Here is an 18,911-nt window from a genome sequence, read left to right as displayed (position 1 = left end):
GGGACGACAATGAGCAACGAAGCCGACGCCATCGTGTCCGCCATCATCGCGAAATGGCGCGCCGGCTTCGCCACACTCGATGCAGCGGCGCTGTCATCGCTTTATGCGAAGAACGCGTTCTTCTTCGGCTCCAACCCGAAACTCTACCGGGGCAGAGACGGCGTCGCGGACTATTTCAACGGCCTGCCGCGATGGCGTAAACCGCGCGTCGGCTTCTCCGAGGTGGTGGCGGCGCCGGTCGTCCCTGACGTGATCAGTATGGCAGGTATCGGCTCGTTTGACTTCGGCGAGGAGGCCGCGCCGCTCTCGGTCAAGATCACCTGGGTGATCGTCCGCGAGGACAGCGACTGGAAGATCGCGAGCCATCACGTGTCTTCAAAGACCCCGCTGATCGAGCAATAGGCCGCTGTGCCCGCTCGCTGCGTCATTCCGGGATGGCCCGAAGGGCCAGGCCCGGAATCCATAACCCCGATCGGTGGCTATGGATTCTCAGATGCGCAATTGCGCATAACAGCTCGCGACTTCGTCGCGCCCCGAAATGACGATGAATATCTACTTTCTTCGCTTGCGCCCTGGTGCTGCGGCGAAGCCAGCTGTTCGCGTTTGCCGTGATGATCGCTGCGGTCGCCGCGGGCTTTGCGACCGCGCGGCCACCGCCAGCTAGATGTCGTAGTAGAGATGGAACTCGTAGGGATGCGGGCGCAGCCGGACAGGATCGACCTCTTTCTTTCGCTTGTAGTCGAGCCAGGTTTCGATCACGTCGACGGTGAAGACATCGCCGCGTAGCAGGAATGCGTGATCGCGCTCGAGCGCGTCAAGTGCCTGATCCAGCGATCCCGGCGTCGACTTCACCTCCTTCGCCTCCGCAGGCGGGAGGTCGTACAGGTTCTTGTCGATCGGGCTGCCCGGGTCGATCCGGTTGTCGATGCCGTCAAGGCCTGCCATCAGCATCGCGGCAAAGGCCAGATAGGGATTGCAGGATGGATCTGGCGAACGAAACTCGACGCGCTTTGCGCGTGGATTTGGCGAATACATCGGAATCCGGCAGCAGGCTGAGCGATTGCGCTGGGAATAGACCAGGTTGATCGGAGCTTCATAGCCCGGAACCAGACGCCGATAGGAGTTCGTGGTGGGGGCGCAAAGCCCGCACAACGCCCAGGCGTGGCCCAATAGCCCGCCGATGTAGTAGCGGCCGAGCTGGCTCAACTCGGCGTAGTCACCTTTGTCGTAGAACAGATTGGTCTCACCGTTCCACAGCGATTGGTGAACGTGCATGCCCGAAGCGTTGTCCTCGAACAGCGGCTTCGGCATGAATGTCGCGGTCTTGCCGTGCTGATGCGCGGTGTTCTTCACCACGTATTTGTAGATCATCAGGTTGTCGGCCATGCGGGTGAGGGTGGTGAAGCGCATGTCGATCTCGTTTTGGCCGCCGGTTGCGACCTCATGGTGATGGGCTTCGATCTGGATCCCCAGAGATTCCATCGTCAGCACCATTTCGGTGCGTAGCGCCTGCATGCTGTCGGTCGGAGGAACGGGAAAGTATCCCTCCTTCGGGCGCGGTTTGTGGCCTAGATTCGGCACTTCCTCTGCGCCGGTGTTCCAGCTGCCTTCGCTGGAGTTGATTTCGTGCATCGCGTAGTTGATGCCCTGTCCGTAGCGCACGTCGTCGAATACGAAGAACTCCGCTTCCGGGCCGAAATAGCTCGTATCGGCGCGCCCGGTGCCCTTGAGGTAGGTTTCGGCTTTCTGGGCGATGTAGCGGGCATCCCGGCTATAGGATTGGCCGGTCACCGGGTCTCTGATGTTGCAGATGAGGACCAGCGTCTTTGCCTGACTATAGGGGTCGACGAAGGCCGTCGCCGGATCCGCGACAACCAGCATGTCGCTTTCCTGGATCTCCTGGAAGCCGCGGATCGATGAGCCATCGAATCCAATGCCCTCATCGAGCGCATCGGCACTCACCGCGCTCGGCGGGACGGAAAAATGTTGCCACGCCCCCGGCAGGTCTGTGAACCGCAAATCGATCATCTGGAAGTTGTCGTCCTTGATCGCCTTCACGAGATCCTCGGCTGTCGCACATTTCGCAACCATGGCTTCGCTCCCAGATCAGCGTCCTGAGATCGCGTTGCCGTTCGGCCGCAACCGAGCGGCTCGCGACGGACTGTGGTCCACGTTCGGCGTTGTCGCCGCAGTCAGGCAAGCTTCGCGCGCCGGCAGTCAGCTTTGGTGTGGCCCGCGCATCAGCTTCATCGCGTCTTCGATGTGCCGCCAGGTTTTTGTCAATTCGAGCTCGCCCTTCTGCTCGAGGTCGATGGCGTTTTGAGCGGCCTCCGCGATGGCCTTGGGGCCATGGGCTTCCAGCAACTGCCGCGCATAGTCGTGGATTTCCATTTCTCGCATGGCGTCATCTCCCTCTTGTTCCGGGCGCGAACTGGGTGGGCCGAGAACGGTAGACATTGACACCTGTCAAGCTCCGACAGTCTGCATCCTGGTGCGCCGCACTCGCAAGGGCCCTTTCCAGGGCATGGGCGGCCAGGATTGAACGCCGGTTCTTGACCGGCAGTCGCGGCAACACAACGCAGGCCGGACGGATGATTTTCATCGGTGCGTCCCCACATAAGTACCAGAAGGGAGGTGAGCATCATGCGCATCCAACATTGGCAAGACGCAGCCAGCCTGTTGGTGGGCGTATGGCTGGTCCTGTCGTCCTTTGTCCTGGGTTTATCCGGGGCAGCCGTCTGGTTCACCATCGCACTCGGGCTCGGCGTCATGCTGTTTGCCATGGAAGCCTTTGTCATCCCGTCCTACCTGGAAGAATGGGGCGAAATGCTGCTGGGCCTGGCTCTGGTGGTGGCGCCTTGGTCCGTCGGCTATGAGCCCGTATCGGCCGCGATCAGCAGCGTAGTGTCGGGCCTATTGGTGATCTTGTTTGCTGTCTGGGAATTGATGACCGATCGCAACTTCAGTACCTGGTGGCACGATCATTGGCCTCACCGCGCCGGCTGAGACGAGAGGTTGCCGGCTCTTCTCCGACCGCCATCGGCTGGCGGCCGGAGGAGAGGTGATCACGTTACGATGCGGTTCTGGGCTCGATCGGTTGCCAGATGCTGATCTTGCGCGTCTCCGGCATCAGGAAGAGCGCGAGCACGAAACACACCGCTGGCACCGCAATCGGGTAGATCAGCGCGTAGCCGACGCTGCCGGTCGCCGCGAACGCTGCCGACGTGATGAAAGGCACCAATCCGCCACCCCAGCCGTTGCCGATGTGGTACGGCACCGATACCGACGTGTACCTGATCCTAGCCGGAAAGTATTCCGCCAGGAATGCGCCAACCGGCCCGTAGACCATCCCGACGTAACAAACGAGGATGAAGATGATGAAGATCGCGATCGGGTAGTTGATGTTGCCGGGCTGCGTGACCGTTCCCAGCCACAGATACAGCGGATAGTACGTGATCGCGGCGAGCAGCATGCCGCCTAGGATCACCGGCTTGCGGCCGATTTGATCCGACAGCCAGCCGAAGAAGATCAGGCTCGGTGTTGCGATCAACAGCGCGGCGCCCACGATGTAGGCCGAGGTCACCGCATCCACCTTGGAGACCTGCTGCAGGAAGTACAGCGCCCAGAACTGGCCGCTGTACCAGACCACGCCCTGTCCGATCAGGACCACGATCGCGATCCCGATGTATTTGATGTTGGAGCTGAGGAAGGCCTCCTTCCACGGATTCGTCGTCATTTGCCCGCGCGCCCTGATCTCCTGGAAGATAGGCGTCTCCTGGAGCTGGAGCCGAATGTAGATCGCGATGGCCACCAGCAGGAATGACACCAGGAACGGAACGCGCCAGGCCCATTCGTCGAAGACCTGATTGCCGAACCAGGTCCGTGTCAGGACGATCACGGCCAGTGACACCACGATGCCGAGAGTCGGTGAGGTCTGTAGCCAGCCGGTGTAGTAGCCGCGCTTGTCGTCCGGCACATGCTCCGCGACATAGGTGATGGCGCCGCCATATTCGCCGCCCAGGCACAGACCCTGGATCATGCGCAAGCCGAACAGAACGAACGCCGCCGTCAGACCGATGGACTGGTAGGTTGGTATCAACCCGATTGCCCCCGTACCCAGTCCCATTCCACTCAGCGTGATGAGGAACGTATACTTTCGTCCGACCCTGTCGCCCATCCATCCAAAGAGGAAGGCTCCCAGCGGGCGGATCAGGAAGCCCGCAGTGAACAGCGCGATCGTGCTGAGGAGGGCTGCAACCGGGTGGGACTGCTCGAAGAACTTGACCGACAGAACTGCGGCCAGGCTGCCAAAGATATAGAAATCATACCATTCGATAACGTTTCCCACCGACGCAGCAACAATCACGCGGCGAAAATCGCTCGGTACTTGAACTGCCATGTGCTGCTCCTATCAAATTCAAAACGCTACTCCTGGCGCCTTTCAGCACCCATTTGCTCGCGGAGTACGCTTGGTGCGTGACGCTACAGGCGAGAATTGCGAGTTGCGTCCGCACCGCCTGGTCTCAGGGACGCTTGAGCCACCTGAGAAAGAGCTCCAGCGGTCTCTTCGGTACCGCGAGCTATCACGACCTGCCCGTCTGCCGGGGAGGCATAGAAGCAGTGTAATCCCGCCGGGGCTGGCGTCTTATGAGACTTTCGGCTCAATCGACCTAAACCGAGGCTGACCCGTCCTGAGATGGAACGGTCGCCCATCGCGCCGGGCGATCTTGTCTCGAACGAACGGAAAGACCTCTCAGGCGTTGTGTGGGTCCAACAAGGAATCCACCATGCAGAATATCGCAGAGCATATGGAAGTTATCGGCGCCGACGGCGTCCATGTCGGCACCGTCGACCGTGTCGAGGGCAACCGCATCAAGCTGACCAAGAAGGACAGCGGCGAGGGCAGCCACAGGGGTCACCATCACTTCATCGACAAGGGCCTCGTCGCCGATGTCGAGGGCAACAAGGTCCGGCTCTCGGCCAAGGCGGATGTCGCCGTGACGATGGAAGAGGAAAAGTAGCGGCTCGGCCCTTTTGTTCCTGATCCGTACCGCTATCCGCCCGCCTGCACGTTCCGGTAGCTTCGGCCTTCGTTGCGTATCGTCAGGTGCAGGGAATGGCGGAGCCGGGCCGGCCGGTACGGTCGCAGGGGATCGCGGGGACTTGGCCCGCGGGCCGCGTTGCGTCCGCGGGCGGCCTTGCGCCTGCGGGTCTCGACCTCTGGACATCGCTGGTCGAGATCCTGCGCGCATGGGTACGCGCCGAGGCTGGCGCCGGGCGGCTATTGCCGTGGGTGCCCGTGGCTTTCGGCTGCGGCATCGCGCTTTATTTCTCCGCCGATCATGAGCCGGTGCTGTGGGTCGTTGCCACGACCGCCGTCGCGCTCATGCTTGGCGCGGCTCTGTTGCGGCGGAGCCGGCTGTTCGCGCCGGCGATCATGATCGCGGCGGTCGCGGCCGGCTTTACCGTCGCGACCTGGAAGACGGCGCGCATCGCCCACCCGGTGCTGGCAAAGTCGCTCTACTCGGTGTCGTTGTCGGGCTTCGTCGAGGCTCGCGACATCCGCGAGCGCACCGACCGTTTCGTGCTGCGCGTTACCGCGATGGAGGCGCAGCGCAGCGACGTCAGGCTCGAGCGCGTTCGCCTGTCGGTCCGCAAGGGCACCGCGCCGGAGGTCGGCAGCTTCGTGCAGTTGAAGGCGCGGCTGATGCCGCCGCTCGCGCCGGTGCGGCCCGGCAGCTACGACTTTTCGCGTGACATGTTCTTCCAGGGCATCGGAGCCTCCGGTTTTGCAATGGGCGCAATCACGGTGGCGGCGCCGCCTGAGACTGGCGGCTTGCGGCTGCGTTACGCAGCCTTCATGCAAAGCCTGCGCGATGCGATCGACGCGCGCATCCGCGCCACGCTCGACGGCGACAGCCGCGCGATCGCGACTGCGCTGCTCACCGGCCGGCGCGATGCGATCACCACGCCCGTCAACGACGCGATGTTCATCTCCGGCCTCGGTCACGTGCTCTCGATCTCCGGTTATCACATGGCAGTCGTTGCCGGTGTCGTGTTTTTCGCGGTGCGCGCGCTGCTGGCTCTGATCCCGGGACTGGCGGCCGGCTTCGCCATCAAGAAATGGTCGGCGGCCGCGGCACTGGTCGCTGCTGCGTTCTACCTGCTGCTGTCGGGCGCGGAGGTCGCAACGCAAAGATCGTTCTTCATGACTGCAGTGGTGCTGATCGCGGTGATGGTCGATCGCCGCGCCATCACCTTCCGCACGCTGGCGGTGGCCGCCCTGATCGTGCTGGCAGTCGCGCCGGAGGCGCTGGTGCATCCGAGTTTTCAGAGCTTCTATGTTGAAGGTCTGGGTAGGGGCCGCGCGGCCTGAATACTCAACGATTTCAACAAGCTGGTAGACTCATGTTGAAGTCGCGCCCAGAACAAAAACCGCTCAAAACGGGGCAAAAACCCCGGATTGGCCGCGTAGAGTCCCGGAAAAAGTCCCGGAATAGGGGCGGGCGTTCTACATGCGTTCGGGAAGGCCCAGCGCTGGGTTCGGGCCGCCTGCCCGAACACAACCGCACGGGCCTAATTTTCTTTTGCCGGGGCCCTGCACAGTTTGCGATCGAGACCGCCACATATGACATGGCGGAAATGAACTGCCTCGAAAAACAATGTGCGACACCCGTGAGTATTTCAGCGGCAAACTCGTATTTTATGTTGAAACACCGCAAACGAGCGAAGGCGCAAGCGTCCGGGGGATACGCTGACCGACACTGCACGGCGCGAGCCGCCTGACTAGCTCGATCGGCCCTTAGCCGAGAGCATCGCTCCGAAGGAGCAACCCCTATAGGGGACTCAGTTGAAAATCCTAGACATCAGACCAAGCCCGCCAGGCTCGACAACGCTTGCGCGTTTCGACCTGGAGCTGAACGACCACTTACGTCTCTACAATTTGGGCCTTCGTCAGCGCGGTAACGGCCGTTGTTGGACCGTCGCGCCCAACGCCTTCAGCGAGCGCACTGCTGCGTTCGGTGAACAATTCAATCGCGCAATTTCTGATCTGGCCCTCGCGGCCCTCATGGAGCTTCCGGCCGATGAATCCATCGCAGCCTAAGATCGCGGACTCGCCCGCGTATTGGACGCACAAGATCGGCGACCCTACTGGCCCAGTGGCAGTTGGGAGAATGTCCCAGCTGGTAGACTTCGATCCTCGCCTGTCGGAAACGTCCAGGCTGGTCTACCGATTTCTGATCAATTGGTATCACCACGAACACGGCGATGCCTTGCTCTCGCAACGACACGTTGCCACGGTCATGAAGAAGCGCGCGCCTGATGGCGCAGAATGCCCGTCACGTTCGGCGGTTTCGCGTGCAATCATATTGCTACTGGAAACAGGTTGGGTGGTGCGCACCTATCGGGGTAGAGGGCGCAACAAGAGCGCCAGCCGATACATCCCCGTCTTCAATGTGCTCGATTTGGCGGAGCAAGGGCGGTTTCCAGAACTGGCCCAGCAGGTGGGCCGGTTTGATGATCCACAGAACCGGCCCACTACGCGGGCCACTACTGGCCCAGCAGGTGGGCCGGTTCATGCCTCAAGTGGCCCAGCAGGTGGGCCGAAGACTCACATACCTGACTCGGGGACAGACCCGAGGACAGGTATGTATGGAGTATCCGCCAGCGGGCCGGACGCTGAGGCGCCGGCCGTGGCGGGAATAGATTTCAACCGCGTCTGGAAAGCCTACGGCAAGCTTGGCGATAAGCAGGCTAGTAGGCTCGCCTTCGAAGCCATCAGCAGCCCCGACGTCAACCACATCGTCAGCCGAGCTACTGCGTGGGCTGCAAGCGCAAAGCCAGGCCGGCGCCGTATGCCGCTGGAGAAATGGCTGGCCGCTGAAAAATATGACGAAGCCGACCGCAGCGTGAGACCGAAGGCTGAGCCACCAGAGCTAGCCGAGGAGGATGACATGGGGAGGCGCCGCTCCAGTACCGTTGACGCAGCCGAGGCCGCCGAGCATGACCGCAAACTCAGCGGGGCAGCCATTGAAATCAGTGTGCCACCGGGCGTGCCGCTGACCGTGGTGTCAACCGCGGTGGAAAGAAGGGGCGGCGATACCTGGATGGCTCTCCAGACTGACCACGGGCGCGTTGCCGTCCTGGTTGAGGGGAGCAACGCTCCTATTCAGGACGCGGGGCAGGAGCACCTTCGGCGGCTTGCTTACGCCTGCGGGGTCGACACCATTGGTGACCCGGCCGAGTTGCACGGTACGTCCTTCATGATAACTCGCGGCACGTTTGCCGCCCTACCTAACAGGGAGGCTGCATGACGGGGCAGGGGTGCCAACACGCTCTCCCAGATCTATCCGGGGGACCGACGCCCCCAAGTCCCCTTGTTTGCGTGCAGAATGAAAACCCAAACATGGTCCGCAGACCATCGTTCGATCGGCGCGCAGATGCCGACGCTCAAGGCCAAAACGGCCAGGTACGTCACGTTACGAGAGCCCTCATATGACACCCGCAAACGACAACCAGCCGCTATCCGCCAGCGAATTCACCGATCTTGCCGCCCGCCGCGCCTGGCTGGAGACCGCCCCAGCTACGCACGCCAGGTACCATGCGCAGTCGCCGTGCATAACTTGGTGCAAGCGCGAAAAGGATGACATCACATTCTTTGGCCTCAAGCTCTGGCGCACCCTGAGCGAGCCGCCGCGCATGGCCGCGAATGATAACGAGGTGGGCGAGCCCGATGAGGCCAACGAGCCTCCGCCGCTGCCCAATATGGACAGGGAGCTGGTCGAGGTGTCCGCCAAGCAACTGATTTGGGCGGTCGAGAACAAGCGGGCGCGCTGGGTTGGCAACAAGCTCGTTAAGATCTGGGACGGGCACGCCTGGGTTAGCCCCGAAGAACGTTTCGGCAACGTGCGCCAACGAAAAAGCGACAAGGCCGATGTCGAGCACTTCGACGCAGAAATGCCCGACGCTCAGGCTGAGTTGGCGCGATGCATGGATATGGAGCAGTTGCGCAAGGCGCTGGGCGCCAAGCCATGCACCGTGCTGGACATGGCGTCGTCCGACAGCACGTTGGCGGAGATCGGCGAGTATCTTGGCTTTGCCGGCCAATACGCGACCAGGATGGCTGGCAGGTCCGTGAAAGACGCAGTGAGCGCACTGAACGCGGCGCTGGCAGAAGGCAAGCGAGCTGCGGCTTAGGCGAGGCCGCCTCAGTTGGCGGCCTTACCGAATGAGGGCTCGGTCGCTGCTAAACCAGCACTCTCGGTCCTGAAAACACAGCGCCCCCGTAAATCTATTGCGGTGAGCCCCGGGAAGCGACTCAAACCGAAGCATCCACGCACCCATCAAAGTGGCAAAGACAATCGCACCCGCGAGAATCACTCGGCTGTCCATCAGTGCCCCCCAAAGCGATTAGGATACTAACAAATCTAAATAGGACACAGGGGCTAAATACGGTCAGCACCTCATTTTGCGTTGGGACGAACGAACTGGGATCATGGCTACAATTTAGGAACGGGCAGACGTGCGTCCTCGAATGGGTAAAAGCCGTCGATGATAACCGGGCATGTACGCTCGCAGGCCCCCCAAACTCTTTAGACTTTAGAGGCAGGTTTCCGCCTCGACGTGACGTGCACCTCTAACGCCGGTTCGATCCCGGTGCACCTTTTTACCGGCCTTGAGCCGTGAAGCCGCTGGCGGCTTTTTGCCCCGCTCCAATAGAGAAATTCGACAAACGACAGAGGAGGTTGCTCTTGTGGCAACGTTAAATGAATGCCTTGCGGCCGCAGAGCGACATCTCGGTTTTCGCGAGCCACGCGCACGCGCGACAGCCAAACGTCTGACAGAAACTGGCGTACTGCCGTCTGGCGGTCCAGGCCGGCCGCCTCAACTTGAGGAAGCTGATTTTGTCCGACTGCTAATTGCTCTCGCCGTCAACTCGCAGCTGCGCCGGTCAGATGAAATTGTTCGCATCTATTCCGCATTGGCTCCGCATGGCGCCAACCTCGCTGGCGCACCTGAATCCATCATCAGGACTGCATTCGAACAGATCGCCACCCTCGCGGACATTGTACTTCACGGCGACGCGGACGCAGTCTCGCTTGTGCGCAAGGCGAAGTTAGAATTTTGCAGGTCTTGGGGCGAGGTCGTTGTCCACGGCTATGGCCCAACCGTTCGCTTTCGCGAAATCGGCGCAGATGCCTCCCATTGGGAAAACGGCAAACACCGCACGTCAACGACCGTAAATGGCGCCGCGTTCGTCGACGCTATCCAAGAACTTTTTGGAGACAATAAGTAACATGGCAATTCTAAAAATGGCCGCCGCGGCAGAACAGTACCGCATCCCGTCATTGGCGGAGGCATCGCCGGAATTTGCAGCGCTCCTGCAAAAGCAGAGCGACCTGTACGCACTCCAATCGAAGCTGAACGGCGAACGCCGCGATATTCAGAAACAGCTCGATGAGGCGGGCAGCGCGGGGCCAATGGTCCCGGTGCGAGTGGCGGAATTGCTCGGCGACGAGGCCGATAGCGCACCGATGTTGCGCAAGCAGGCGGCGGACATCCGCGCAAGGCTGGCCGACGTCGAGACCGCCCTTGAAATTGTTCGGCGTCGTCTGAGCGACGCGAAGGGGCCAGCGAGCCATGCTGTCTGCCAAATCGTCAAGCCGGAATACGGCAAGCGCGTTGCTGCCATTGCGAAAGTGCTCGAAGCGCTTGCGGCTGCACGAGCGGATTATGACGATCTGCGGAATCAGTTCGAAGCTGAGGACATCGCGTGGGGATCGTTGGTGCCGCTGTCACTAGGCTTCCTTGGCGATCCGCGCGGGGACGGGCAGATTCCGCGGTTTATGCGTGAAGCGCGGGAGGCTGGATACGATGTTTGAGAAAGCTGACGAGCGACGAACCAAAGCTAAGCGGCGCATTTCCCTGCGTGGCAAATACTTTAAGACCGACGACACAGATCCAATCGCAATAGCCCGCTCGCTCAGAAAGGAATCGAAATTCGGTAAACGCGAGGCGCGCTTGGAGCAAGCGGAGGCAAAGGTTGGCCGAAGCTAAGACCGTGTGGGGTTACTGCGTCCTGTGGGACGCCATCGCAAACATCGCAAACGAATTTCTTGAACAGTTCGCAAAAGGGTCGCTAACGCGCAGCATCCGGGAGGATGACATCAGGATGTTACTCGACCACGATTCAGGTCGAGTCGTCGGGCGCACGGCGTCGGGGAGCCTCCGCTTGCGAGAAGATGCCTTGGGACTTCGCTATGAAGTCGACGTAAATCTTGACACGCCAGATGGGCAGACTCTTGCCGGAACGGTCGGGCGGCGAGATGTGTCTGGAATATCCCCGTCGTTTTACGTCACATCCGAGAATTGGCCGCGCGTCGGGTCAGGCTTGCCTCTGCGGGTCATCACTGAGGCTCGGCTCAGGGAGATCAGTGCCGTGGCGTGGCCTGCCTATCCACAAACAACCGCGGCGATGCGCTCAACCGCTGCTGCCGCGAACGATAACGCGTCCGCAGCTCGTCGTCGCATCGAAGCAGCGCAGCGAAAAAGGGGACTCCTATGAGCACTTATAACACAAAAGTTCATCGTGATCTCGGTGGCGATAGTCTCACGCTTGAGCCTGGTGGATCGGTCAACTTTAATGGTGTGGCGTTCACCGTGAATGCTGCAGGCAAGTTGCTTGTCACTGGCCTTCCTACCGCGGACCCGCACGTTGTCGGTCAGCTGTGGGCCAACAGCAACGTTTTGACGCTGAGCGCAGGCTAGCTGCGGGTAAGGGGAGGGGTGTTCGCTCGTTCTCGTACATTTCGCGCTGCAGACCGGCCGCTTCCCACAACGCTCGTGAGCGCTGCCCCAGCGTTTTAAAAATTCAGGAACACATATGGCCTCACCAAGGGCACCCGACCACCTATCGCGCACCGCCAAAACCTGGTGGCGACAGGTGCACGCGGACTTCGAGTTAGACGACCATCACCGACACTTGCTGCGATTGGCCTGCGAAAGCCTTGACCAATCGGAGGAGTCGCGTGCTGCCATTGCGGAGCACGGCGCGGTGGTTTTGGACCGCTTTGGGTGCCAGAAACCCAGTCCATGGGTCGATATTCAGCATAAATCCCAAAACCGATTCCGAATCCTATGCCGCGAGCTTGGGCTGGATGTGCAGTCTGCGGACGGACCGCGCATGCCGCGTGACTTAAGCTACGGGAATCGTCGCTGATGCCGGTTCGCAAACGAACCGACAAACGACGCAACGCCGGCACGCTGGACGATTGGGAGTGGGCGCTGGAAATGGGCTGGCCCCTCACGGGCGACTTGTGGGGCATCTGCGAACTCGACGAGCAGGGCTATCCTGACCGAGAGGCTGCGCGCGACGCCTGGCGGCGGTTTGGGGCGGAAATCATGACCAGGTGGCGCGCGGAACATCCGAATGGATCGAGGTACGCCTGCTGGGGACTCGAACAGTTCGGAGAGCCGTGATGCCGGCGCGATTGAAACGCGATAAGCGACGACGTTCTGCAGAGATTACGCCCGAGGCCGTCGCGCTATTCCAGAGGGGCCTCGACAATCCACATGATCAGTCCATCAGGATCGCATTGGCCGGAGCGCTGGGCCGGAGCAAGTTCGCCGCAAGCCCGCTGGATCGCGCGCCGCGGTCTTTGATTGGCTGCGATCGTGAGCCGGTCGAGGTGGCGATGGAGTTGCGCGCGGAGTTGCTGAGGAGGGTACACGCTAGATGACCTGTTCACCACCTAACCACAACCCCGTTCTGCATTTGGTTATGCCGGGCCTTGAGGTTGCTCGCGAGATGCCGCTTCCGCGCGAGACCGTGACCGCTTTCCTGCGGCGCTCTGGTTGGGCCACGCGAGACCGCAAGTATGGCTGGCAGTTCCGCAAGGGCCTGCCGACTATCCTTGAGATCAATGGCGAGGCGGTGCTGCGCAAGGACTGGCGACGTCGGCGCATTCGCGCCAGCGACTCTGTGCGCTTGGTGTCCTATCCGCTCGGTGGGGGCGGCAATGGCGGCGCGAAGCAGGTCATTGGCTTGGTGGCGCTGGTCGCAGTGGCCGCGTTTGCTGGTCCGTTGGGTGGTGCGATTGCAAGCGCTCTCTCGCTTTCTGCAGGTGTAGGCACCGTCATCGGCGCGGGCCTCGCAATCGGTGGATCGCTCCAGGTCAGCGCAGTAAGGATGGTCAGTTTTCATTTCGAGGATTTTTATAATGTCGGCAGCTAATATCATTGTGGCGTCAGACGGTGCGCATCTCGTTTCCGACGCGCTGGTTTGGAATGTCGAGGACCAGACGATCACCGCACTCTGTAACAAGGCGATCCTGCTCCCTCAATTTCAGGCCGCGGCAACGATCCGCGCCGAGCAGTTTGTTGTTTTCCAGGCCGTGTCGCTAGCTCTGTCGACAATGCCAATAGGGGACTTTGACGAATTCAAGCAGGCTATCGGGCCGACGCTGATGGAGCTGAATGACCGGATGGCCGCAATGGGCGCAGCAAGCCCGTTCGAGGTGTCGGTCGCGGGAATTTCGGAACAGCATGGTCCCTCCGGCTTTCGGATCACGACGCTGCATGCCGGCGGCGAGCACCTCGAAGCATGGCGGGTGATTGACATGCCGCGCGGGTTTAATCCGTGCCCGTGCAACACCGAGGCGGATGAGGCGGAAATCAGGCTAGCAATAGAGAAGGCGCCGGCGAGCCTTGATGGCCACGTCATCGCGGCGTTGAAAACGCAGCGTGATATCGCGAAGCGCGATTATCTGGCGGGCCTTAATCCGTGTTGGGTGGGCGGCTTCGCTCAGATCAGTACCATTTCGGCAGAGACTATTGCCACCCGCATCATCCATCGTTGGAACGATGATGTTGTCGGGGCGAGGCTGGTTGCGTGATGCTCGCCGGTCGAAGTCGCGCTCGGGCTTCCGGCGCAGATGCTTAGTAAGATTAGAACAAAGGTTGCAAATGACTGAATTCCACAACGTTCCATCAGACCGAACGGAACCGCCAACGAATCCGATTGAGGGATTTGTGTTTAAGCCCGCCGGAAGTGATGTCGTTCAGGTCTGGCAAAAAATCAACGGCCAGCACATGCGCATTGACGATGCAACTGCACCTTCTGAAGGGAAAGCATCAGAATGACTGCTCTCTATAGCTATTCCACCGGCACCGTTTCGGTCGCAGCAGACGGCACCACTGTTACCGGCGTCGGCCCGATCTGGACCGGCACCAATGCCCGACCCGGCGATATTCTACAGATCGGCGATTTCCAGTCGATCATTACCGACGTCACCGACATTACGCATTTGGAAATCCCGCCGTGGGGCGGCGGCGTGCAATCGGCCGTGGCCTACAAGATTTGGCAGGTCTCGCCACAGCGATTTGCAGGCGCACAGGCGATGCTGGATGTCAGCGCTCTCGTCGCCGCGCTCAATACAACCGGCTTTTTCGTGTTCGTGGATGTCGCGCTCACCACGCCGGACCCGTCACTTGGCGACGACGGCCAGTATGCGTTCCAGCCGACCACCGGCAAGACGTGGGCAAAGGTCGCTGGTGTCTGGACCTATCTTGGTATTTACAAAGGCTTCAACTTCACGGGCGCGTACAACGGATCGACCACCTACTCGCTCAATGACGTGATGACCGATGCCGGGTCGTCCTATGTCTGGATCAATGCGACGCCGGGGTCGGGTCACGCCGCTCCAAATGCGACTTACTGGCAATTGCTGGCGAGCATCGGCAACACCGGCAACACGGGTCCGACCGGCGCCGGCTACGGCGGCACATCGACGACGTCGCTCGCGATTGCCGTCGCGTCGAAGGTGTTCGCAACACAGGCGGGCCTTGCCTACACCAATGGCGCGCGCGTGCGCGCCAGCTCGGCGGCGAACACGTCCAATTGGATGGAAGGTGTCGCGACCTATAGCGGTACGACGCTGACGATCGCAGTTAACAAGATCGGCGGTAGCGGCACATTCGCCGACTGGAATTTCAATGTCGTCGGTGAACCTGGCGCGGGCGACATGCTCAAGACTGACAATCTTTCGGGATTGGCCCAGTGCAGCCACGTCTCAGAAAAATCTAGGTGTGCGCGAGGTGCTAACGGCGGCGCGAACGTATTATGTCCGTACCGACGGCAACGACGGCAACAATGGCATGTCGGACAACAGCAGCGGCGCGTTCCTGACGGGGCAAAGGGCCATCGATGTTGTCGCGGGCACGCTAGATATGTCGATCTATCAGGTCACGATTATAGTTCGGGCGGGCACATTCACAGGACCGCTCGTTCTCCGCTCCTACGTCGGAAACCTCAGGCCGATCATTCAAGGGGACAACACCACCTGGTCGAACGTCATCCTCAACTCGACAACGGGTGACAATGTCACGAGCGACGGCGAGCGTCCTTGGCAGATTGAAGGGTTTCGGATTCAAAATAGCACCGGAAGTTACGCGGCTCTGCGCTCCAAGAACGGCGGCACCATTCTCTACCGCAATATCGACTTCGGAGCGGTCAGTGAGGCGCATATGTGGGCCACCGCACAGGGGCGGATCTTGTGCCTCGGCAACTACAGCATCAGCGGTTCGGCGGGCGGCGACAGCATCCACTGCTTTATCTCGGACGATGGATACGGCGAACTCGCCAGCGCAGCGGTGACAATTACCCCTGCGGTCACGTTCAGTGGTGGCTTCGTCAACGTCGGCCGCAACGGAACGCTCAAGGCCTTTTCAATGACATTCACCAATCCAGGCAATGTAACCGGTCCTCGCTATAGCATCTCCAGCGGCGGCCTTTGTTACACCAGCGGCGGCGGCGCAAGCTATTTCCCCGGAACCAGCGCGGGCTCTGGCACGAACCTCGCCACTGCTCCCTACGGAACATACTCTTAGGTTCGTTACCGGCAATGAGAAGTTGTTGACGGTGCTTTCGCGCATGACGGCCTTGTAGTCGAGACACTTGCCGCGCGGTGAGCGGTGGCTGCGAAGGCGTTTTCCACTCGGGGCCGTCAGTGCAGCCGTCTGATCTTCTTTTTGCGCTTAGCAGTCGCCTTCTTAATCTGTCCTCGCAAGCGAAGGATTTCTGCCCATCGAGCCGCGATCTCCGGGTCGAATGGTGCCCATGTCGGCTTGCCTTTTTGACGGTTGCGCTTCGCCATGTTTGCAGCCTAGCGGCTGCAACCGGCGCTCGCGCGATCATTCCGTCGTTAAGCTTGATGGGCGCGCGCCGGGTTAATTCTGGAACCGCACGCGCGGAGGTCGTTCGACGATGATGATTACCGCTGATGGCCCAGACCAATTCCCAAGTACAGGGCCTTCTGGCGTAGCGAGCCAATGGTGCGCTTGGTTGCCTTGGATATTGTGATGACAGGCGTCCGAGCTTTGGAGTGCGCCTTTAGTTCCTTGATGTCTTCCTTCGTCCACTCGCGGCGAACAGTCTTCTTCGTTTTCTTAGCCAAGACGGCGCTCCTTCATTGATAGGAGCGCCGTCTAACACATAGCGCGCGGTACGCAAACCCGCGCGACTTCAGATTTAACCTCACGTCTCAATTTAGGATACAAATGTCAAACGACCTCGTCGTTCAGCTTGGCGCGAAGCTGGACCAATTCGCTAGCGATATGAATCAGGCGGGCGACATGGCGGACAGCGCCGTGAGCCGTATTGAGCAGTCGTTTGCGAGCATCAATCCGACCGCGGGCGGCTTTGCGTCGCTCGGCGTTGCCGCTGCTGGCGTTACCGGCCTCGTGGGCGGGCTCCTTGCTGCCTTGACCAAGGTCAATAGTGAACTTGCCGACCTGCAGAAGAATGCTGAGTATACCGGACTAACTGCGGAACGCTTCCAGCAGATCCAATTTGCGGCGGGGCAGGGCGGGGTTTCCTCAGAGAACTCCGTCAATGACCTCCGCAAGGTGGCTTCGTTGCTGTCTGACGCCAAGGAGAACGAAAACTCGCTGACGAAACTACTTGATGCAAACAACATCAAGTACAAGGACCGCAACGGCCAGGTCATCAGCCTCAACCAGCTTCTGACGATAGCCGGCGGCCTGCTCAACAAGTTCGGGACTCCTTACCCGAGAAAACAAAGGCCGCGCAAATGCTCGGTCTGTCGCAGGAATGGGTTGAGGCGCTGCGTAATGGCAGTAAGTCGTTTGAGGACATCGCTCAAGGTGCTGAAGCGGCAGGCGTCATCATCGACGGCGCTACTGTTGCCAAGGCGGCGGCATTCGACCGCGCGTGGAAACAGTCCTCGGCGCAACTTGCCGCTCAGTTCAAGTCCGTGTCGTCAGATATCGCGGGCTGGCTGGATGACCTGATCGATAAAGCCAATGATCTGGTGAAGACTGCACTTGCCTCGCAGAATATTCAGGCCGGTAGCGGTCAGGAGACGTTCAATCGCTGGGCGGATGCCGCGGACATCATGCAGAAGGCCATGCGAGGCTTGCCGCAAGATGTCGACCAAATCACCCGCGCAATCGAGCACCTGAACGCCTCCGGCAAGCCGGAGAACCTTGAGATTGTCGCGGGCCTGGAACTGATCCGCGCCAAGGCACAACTCGCCGCAGAGATGCTGAAGGCGGCCGGCGAGGCGCAGTCGAAAGTTGAATTCCCAGGTGGAGTTCCGCTGCCTGGTGCCCGGCCGGCGGCAGCCAACAATGCCGACCCCAACGCAGCCAAACTGCCCAAGCGCAAGGACGGCGCGGAGAGCGCAGATGCTTACGATCGCGCGACCGAGTCCATCAATAAATATGTCGTCACGACGAATGCCTTGGCGGAAGCGCAGGGTAAGGGCGCGGCTGCAACCGAGGAGGCCAAGGCGGAGGCACAGCTTCTGAACGCGGCCCAACTAGCCGGCATTCCGCTTACCGACAAGGTGCGCAATAGCATTCAGGATCTTGCGCAGGATGCGGGGCTCGCGGCTGAGGCGCTGGCTAAGGCTAAGGTCGCCACCGAAATCTCACGCGGGCAACAGACATCGTTCCTGTCACCCGAAGACGTTCAGATCGCACAGCAGTTAAAAGAACTCTACCCGGACGTTGCCGATGCGCTGCGTTCGACGGATTCCCTAGCTATCAAACTTCAGGTGAAGTAGCATGACCGCCGTAAATATCGCGATCCAGAAGCGTGCCGTTCACATCATGACGGACGGCCTGTCCTACAATAAGGAAGGCGTAGTTGTAGGGGTATCGCCAAAGTGCTGGGCGCTTCCGTCGCTGAATGCAGCCGTAGCCTGTATGGGACCGTCGCTGGCCAACATCATCACCGCGGCCGAGCTCACTAAGCGGTTTTCGTCGTTTGACGAAATGATGGCCGGCTTGGAAGACGCTATGCCGAAGATCTATGCCGCAAACATCAGTTTGCTGACTCAAAACGGAGATGGGATTCCGGACACTCGCATCTATATCGGCGGCTGGTCGGAGGGTCGAAACCGGCCTGAGGCCTATTCGATCCTCTGCGTTCCACCTGAGTCTTTCGACTATTGGTACAATACCAACGAAAAACAGAAGGCCGAATTTAGCGAGGGGGCCGTGATCGCTGACGAGCCGTTCAAACTGGTGCCGCTCGATGACGTAATTATGAATCCGCCGTTCGCCGCCGGACTGACTGCGGAGCAATGCGGATTCAAGGCGTCGAAGGCAACCATGGCAGACACGCTTGATCCCGAAGTCGACATGGTGGTCATGCTGCAAATGCAGCGCCTTCGCGAGGAGCCGCTGCGCCCCGGCCTGCCAGCGACGTCAAAGGTCGGCGGCCATGCGCTGCTAACCTCAATCGACGCGGGCGGCATTCGCCAACGTGTGGTCCATCGGTGGCCTGCCGACAAGATTGGCGAGGTGATTGCGCCAGAACACAATACGGATTGGAAGGCGTTTCGCCGCGAGCTTAAGGGCGGGCGGCGCTGGTGGAAGTGAGGGGG

At 60.5% G+C, this 18,911-nt stretch carries 23 protein-coding genes and 1 pseudogene; 19 read left to right on the top strand and 5 right to left on the bottom strand.

All coding sequences use genetic code 11. The annotated features are described in order from the left end of the window. Positions 1-9: 9 nt before the first annotated feature. A complete protein-coding gene (locus tag ACVWW3_RS12580) occupies positions 10-402 on the top strand; it encodes a nuclear transport factor 2 family protein (RefSeq protein ID WP_456649859.1) in 393 nt (130 codons plus the stop codon). Between the two features lie 258 nt (positions 403-660). Here the strand turns inward: ACVWW3_RS12580 and glnA are convergent, their stop codons facing one another. Then, a complete protein-coding gene (gene glnA, locus ACVWW3_RS12575; RefSeq protein WP_456649860.1) occupies positions 661-2,091 on the bottom strand; it encodes a type I glutamate--ammonia ligase in 1,431 nt (476 codons plus the stop codon). Between the two features lie 126 nt (positions 2,092-2,217). Continuing rightward, positions 2,218-2,400 carry a hypothetical protein gene (locus tag ACVWW3_RS12570; protein ID WP_456652017.1) on the bottom strand — a complete coding sequence of 61 codons (183 nt, stop codon included), beginning with the start codon at positions 2,398-2,400 and terminating at the stop codon, positions 2,218-2,220. A gap of 243 nt (positions 2,401-2,643) precedes the next feature. Here ACVWW3_RS12570 and ACVWW3_RS12565 point away from each other — a divergent pair, with 243 nt between their 5' ends. Then, positions 2,644-3,006 (top strand): SPW repeat protein, encoded by a 363-nt coding sequence (locus tag ACVWW3_RS12565; protein WP_456649861.1) that lies wholly within the window; start codon positions 2,644-2,646, stop codon positions 3,004-3,006. A 64-nt stretch (positions 3,007-3,070) separates the two neighbouring features. Here the strand turns inward: ACVWW3_RS12565 and ACVWW3_RS12560 are convergent, their stop codons facing one another. Continuing rightward, the gene (locus ACVWW3_RS12560) at positions 3,071-4,399 is read right to left on the bottom strand and encodes an MFS transporter (RefSeq protein ID WP_354104780.1); all 1,329 of its coding nucleotides are present in this window, start codon (positions 4,397-4,399) and stop codon (positions 3,071-3,073) included. Between the two features lie 388 nt (positions 4,400-4,787). Here ACVWW3_RS12560 and ACVWW3_RS12555 point away from each other — a divergent pair, with 388 nt between their 5' ends. From ACVWW3_RS12555 to ACVWW3_RS12485, 15 genes and pseudogenes are all read left to right on the top strand, one after another. Next, positions 4,788-5,021 (top strand): DUF2171 domain-containing protein, encoded by a 234-nt coding sequence (locus tag ACVWW3_RS12555; RefSeq protein WP_279664231.1) that lies wholly within the window; start codon positions 4,788-4,790, stop codon positions 5,019-5,021. Positions 5,022-5,116: 95 nt separating this feature from the next. Next, positions 5,117-6,358 (top strand): annotated as a pseudogene (locus tag ACVWW3_RS12550) (ComEC/Rec2 family competence protein); the annotation flags it as partial. A 492-nt stretch (positions 6,359-6,850) separates the two neighbouring features. Then, entirely contained in the window at positions 6,851-7,105 is a 255-nt protein-coding gene (locus ACVWW3_RS12545; RefSeq protein WP_456649862.1) for a hypothetical protein, read from the top strand. 589 nt (positions 7,106-7,694) lie between these two features. Further along, the gene (locus ACVWW3_RS12540; protein ID WP_456649863.1) at positions 7,695-8,315 is read left to right on the top strand and encodes a hypothetical protein; all 621 of its coding nucleotides are present in this window, start codon (positions 7,695-7,697) and stop codon (positions 8,313-8,315) included. A gap of 181 nt (positions 8,316-8,496) precedes the next feature. After that, positions 8,497-9,198 (top strand): hypothetical protein, encoded by a 702-nt coding sequence (locus ACVWW3_RS12535; protein ID WP_456649864.1) that lies wholly within the window; start codon positions 8,497-8,499, stop codon positions 9,196-9,198. A gap of 556 nt (positions 9,199-9,754) precedes the next feature. Further along, complete coding sequence (locus tag ACVWW3_RS12530) at positions 9,755-10,297, top strand: hypothetical protein (RefSeq protein ID WP_456649865.1); 543 nt, start codon at positions 9,755-9,757, stop codon at positions 10,295-10,297. 1 nt (position 10,298) lies between these two features. Then, positions 10,299-10,883, top strand: coding sequence for a hypothetical protein (locus tag ACVWW3_RS12525; RefSeq protein ID WP_456649866.1), 585 nt, complete (start codon positions 10,299-10,301; stop codon positions 10,881-10,883). A 161-nt stretch (positions 10,884-11,044) separates the two neighbouring features. Next, positions 11,045-11,566 carry an HK97 family phage prohead protease gene (locus tag ACVWW3_RS12520; RefSeq protein WP_456649867.1) on the top strand — a complete coding sequence of 174 codons (522 nt, stop codon included), beginning with the start codon at positions 11,045-11,047 and terminating at the stop codon, positions 11,564-11,566. Continuing rightward, on the top strand, positions 11,563-11,769 hold the full coding sequence (locus ACVWW3_RS12515) for a hypothetical protein (protein WP_456649868.1): 207 nt from the start codon (positions 11,563-11,565) through the stop codon (positions 11,767-11,769). Before ACVWW3_RS12520 ends, ACVWW3_RS12515 begins: the two co-directional genes overlap by 4 nt. Before the next feature lie 115 nt (positions 11,770-11,884). Beyond that, positions 11,885-12,220 carry a P27 family phage terminase small subunit gene (locus ACVWW3_RS12510; protein ID WP_456649869.1) on the top strand — a complete coding sequence of 112 codons (336 nt, stop codon included), beginning with the start codon at positions 11,885-11,887 and terminating at the stop codon, positions 12,218-12,220. Further along, the gene (locus ACVWW3_RS12505) at positions 12,220-12,480 is read left to right on the top strand and encodes a hypothetical protein (RefSeq protein WP_456649870.1); all 261 of its coding nucleotides are present in this window, start codon (positions 12,220-12,222) and stop codon (positions 12,478-12,480) included. Before ACVWW3_RS12510 ends, ACVWW3_RS12505 begins: the two co-directional genes overlap by 1 nt. Before the next feature lie 256 nt (positions 12,481-12,736). After that, positions 12,737-13,234, top strand: coding sequence for a hypothetical protein (locus ACVWW3_RS12500; protein WP_456649871.1), 498 nt, complete (start codon positions 12,737-12,739; stop codon positions 13,232-13,234). Next, the gene (locus ACVWW3_RS12495) at positions 13,221-13,895 is read left to right on the top strand and encodes a hypothetical protein (protein WP_456649872.1); all 675 of its coding nucleotides are present in this window, start codon (positions 13,221-13,223) and stop codon (positions 13,893-13,895) included. The genes ACVWW3_RS12500 and ACVWW3_RS12495 overlap by 14 nt, the downstream gene beginning before the upstream one ends. 70 nt (positions 13,896-13,965) lie before the next feature. Continuing rightward, a complete protein-coding gene (locus ACVWW3_RS12490; protein ID WP_456649873.1) occupies positions 13,966-14,142 on the top strand; it encodes a hypothetical protein in 177 nt (58 codons plus the stop codon). Beyond that, on the top strand, positions 14,139-15,377 hold the full coding sequence (locus ACVWW3_RS12485) for a hypothetical protein (RefSeq protein ID WP_456671976.1): 1,239 nt from the start codon (positions 14,139-14,141) through the stop codon (positions 15,375-15,377). Before ACVWW3_RS12490 ends, ACVWW3_RS12485 begins: the two co-directional genes overlap by 4 nt. Before the next feature lie 627 nt (positions 15,378-16,004). On the opposite strand, the gene ACVWW3_RS12480 is transcribed toward ACVWW3_RS12485, so the two are convergent. Continuing rightward, positions 16,005-16,154, bottom strand: coding sequence for a hypothetical protein (locus ACVWW3_RS12480; RefSeq protein ID WP_456649875.1), 150 nt, complete (start codon positions 16,152-16,154; stop codon positions 16,005-16,007). Between the two features lie 117 nt (positions 16,155-16,271). Continuing rightward, complete coding sequence (locus tag ACVWW3_RS12475) at positions 16,272-16,454, bottom strand: hypothetical protein (RefSeq protein ID WP_456649876.1); 183 nt, start codon at positions 16,452-16,454, stop codon at positions 16,272-16,274. A 636-nt stretch (positions 16,455-17,090) separates the two neighbouring features. Between ACVWW3_RS12475 and ACVWW3_RS12470 the strand changes: the two genes are divergently transcribed. Then, positions 17,091-18,086 carry a hypothetical protein gene (locus tag ACVWW3_RS12470; RefSeq protein ID WP_456671975.1) on the top strand — a complete coding sequence of 332 codons (996 nt, stop codon included), beginning with the start codon at positions 17,091-17,093 and terminating at the stop codon, positions 18,084-18,086. A 1-nt stretch (position 18,087) separates the two neighbouring features. Further along, positions 18,088-18,906 carry a hypothetical protein gene (locus tag ACVWW3_RS12465; protein WP_456649878.1) on the top strand — a complete coding sequence of 273 codons (819 nt, stop codon included), beginning with the start codon at positions 18,088-18,090 and terminating at the stop codon, positions 18,904-18,906. Positions 18,907-18,911: the final 5 nt, after the last annotated feature.

Source organism: Bradyrhizobium sp. LM2.9, assembly GCF_054056555.1.
This window is presented reverse-complemented; position numbering and strand designations above follow the sequence as displayed.

Coding starts and splice junctions, on each gene's coding strand:
- ACVWW3_RS12580 (WP_456649859.1), top strand. CDS start 10: ATGAGCAACGAAGCCGACGCCATCGTGTCCGCCATCATCGCGAAATGG.
- glnA (WP_456649860.1), bottom strand. CDS start 2,091: ATGGTTGCGAAATGTGCGACAGCCGAGGATCTCGTGAAGGCGATCAAG.
- ACVWW3_RS12570 (WP_456652017.1), bottom strand. CDS start 2,400: ATGCGAGAAATGGAAATCCACGACTATGCGCGGCAGTTGCTGGAAGCC.
- ACVWW3_RS12565 (WP_456649861.1), top strand. CDS start 2,644: ATGCGCATCCAACATTGGCAAGACGCAGCCAGCCTGTTGGTGGGCGTA.
- ACVWW3_RS12560 (WP_354104780.1), bottom strand. CDS start 4,399: ATGGCAGTTCAAGTACCGAGCGATTTTCGCCGCGTGATTGTTGCTGCG.
- ACVWW3_RS12555 (WP_279664231.1), top strand. CDS start 4,788: ATGCAGAATATCGCAGAGCATATGGAAGTTATCGGCGCCGACGGCGTC.
- ACVWW3_RS12535 (WP_456649864.1), top strand. CDS start 8,497: ATGACACCCGCAAACGACAACCAGCCGCTATCCGCCAGCGAATTCACC.
- ACVWW3_RS12525 (WP_456649866.1), top strand. CDS start 10,299: ATGGCAATTCTAAAAATGGCCGCCGCGGCAGAACAGTACCGCATCCCG.
- ACVWW3_RS12515 (WP_456649868.1), top strand. CDS start 11,563: ATGAGCACTTATAACACAAAAGTTCATCGTGATCTCGGTGGCGATAGT.
- ACVWW3_RS12510 (WP_456649869.1), top strand. CDS start 11,885: ATGGCCTCACCAAGGGCACCCGACCACCTATCGCGCACCGCCAAAACC.
- ACVWW3_RS12505 (WP_456649870.1), top strand. CDS start 12,220: ATGCCGGTTCGCAAACGAACCGACAAACGACGCAACGCCGGCACGCTG.
- ACVWW3_RS12500 (WP_456649871.1), top strand. CDS start 12,737: ATGACCTGTTCACCACCTAACCACAACCCCGTTCTGCATTTGGTTATG.
- ACVWW3_RS12495 (WP_456649872.1), top strand. CDS start 13,221: ATGTCGGCAGCTAATATCATTGTGGCGTCAGACGGTGCGCATCTCGTT.
- ACVWW3_RS12490 (WP_456649873.1), top strand. CDS start 13,966: ATGACTGAATTCCACAACGTTCCATCAGACCGAACGGAACCGCCAACG.
- ACVWW3_RS12485 (WP_456671976.1), top strand. CDS start 14,139: ATGACTGCTCTCTATAGCTATTCCACCGGCACCGTTTCGGTCGCAGCA.
- ACVWW3_RS12480 (WP_456649875.1), bottom strand. CDS start 16,154: ATGGCGAAGCGCAACCGTCAAAAAGGCAAGCCGACATGGGCACCATTC.
- ACVWW3_RS12470 (WP_456671975.1), top strand. CDS start 17,091: ATGCTCGGTCTGTCGCAGGAATGGGTTGAGGCGCTGCGTAATGGCAGT.
- ACVWW3_RS12465 (WP_456649878.1), top strand. CDS start 18,088: ATGACCGCCGTAAATATCGCGATCCAGAAGCGTGCCGTTCACATCATG.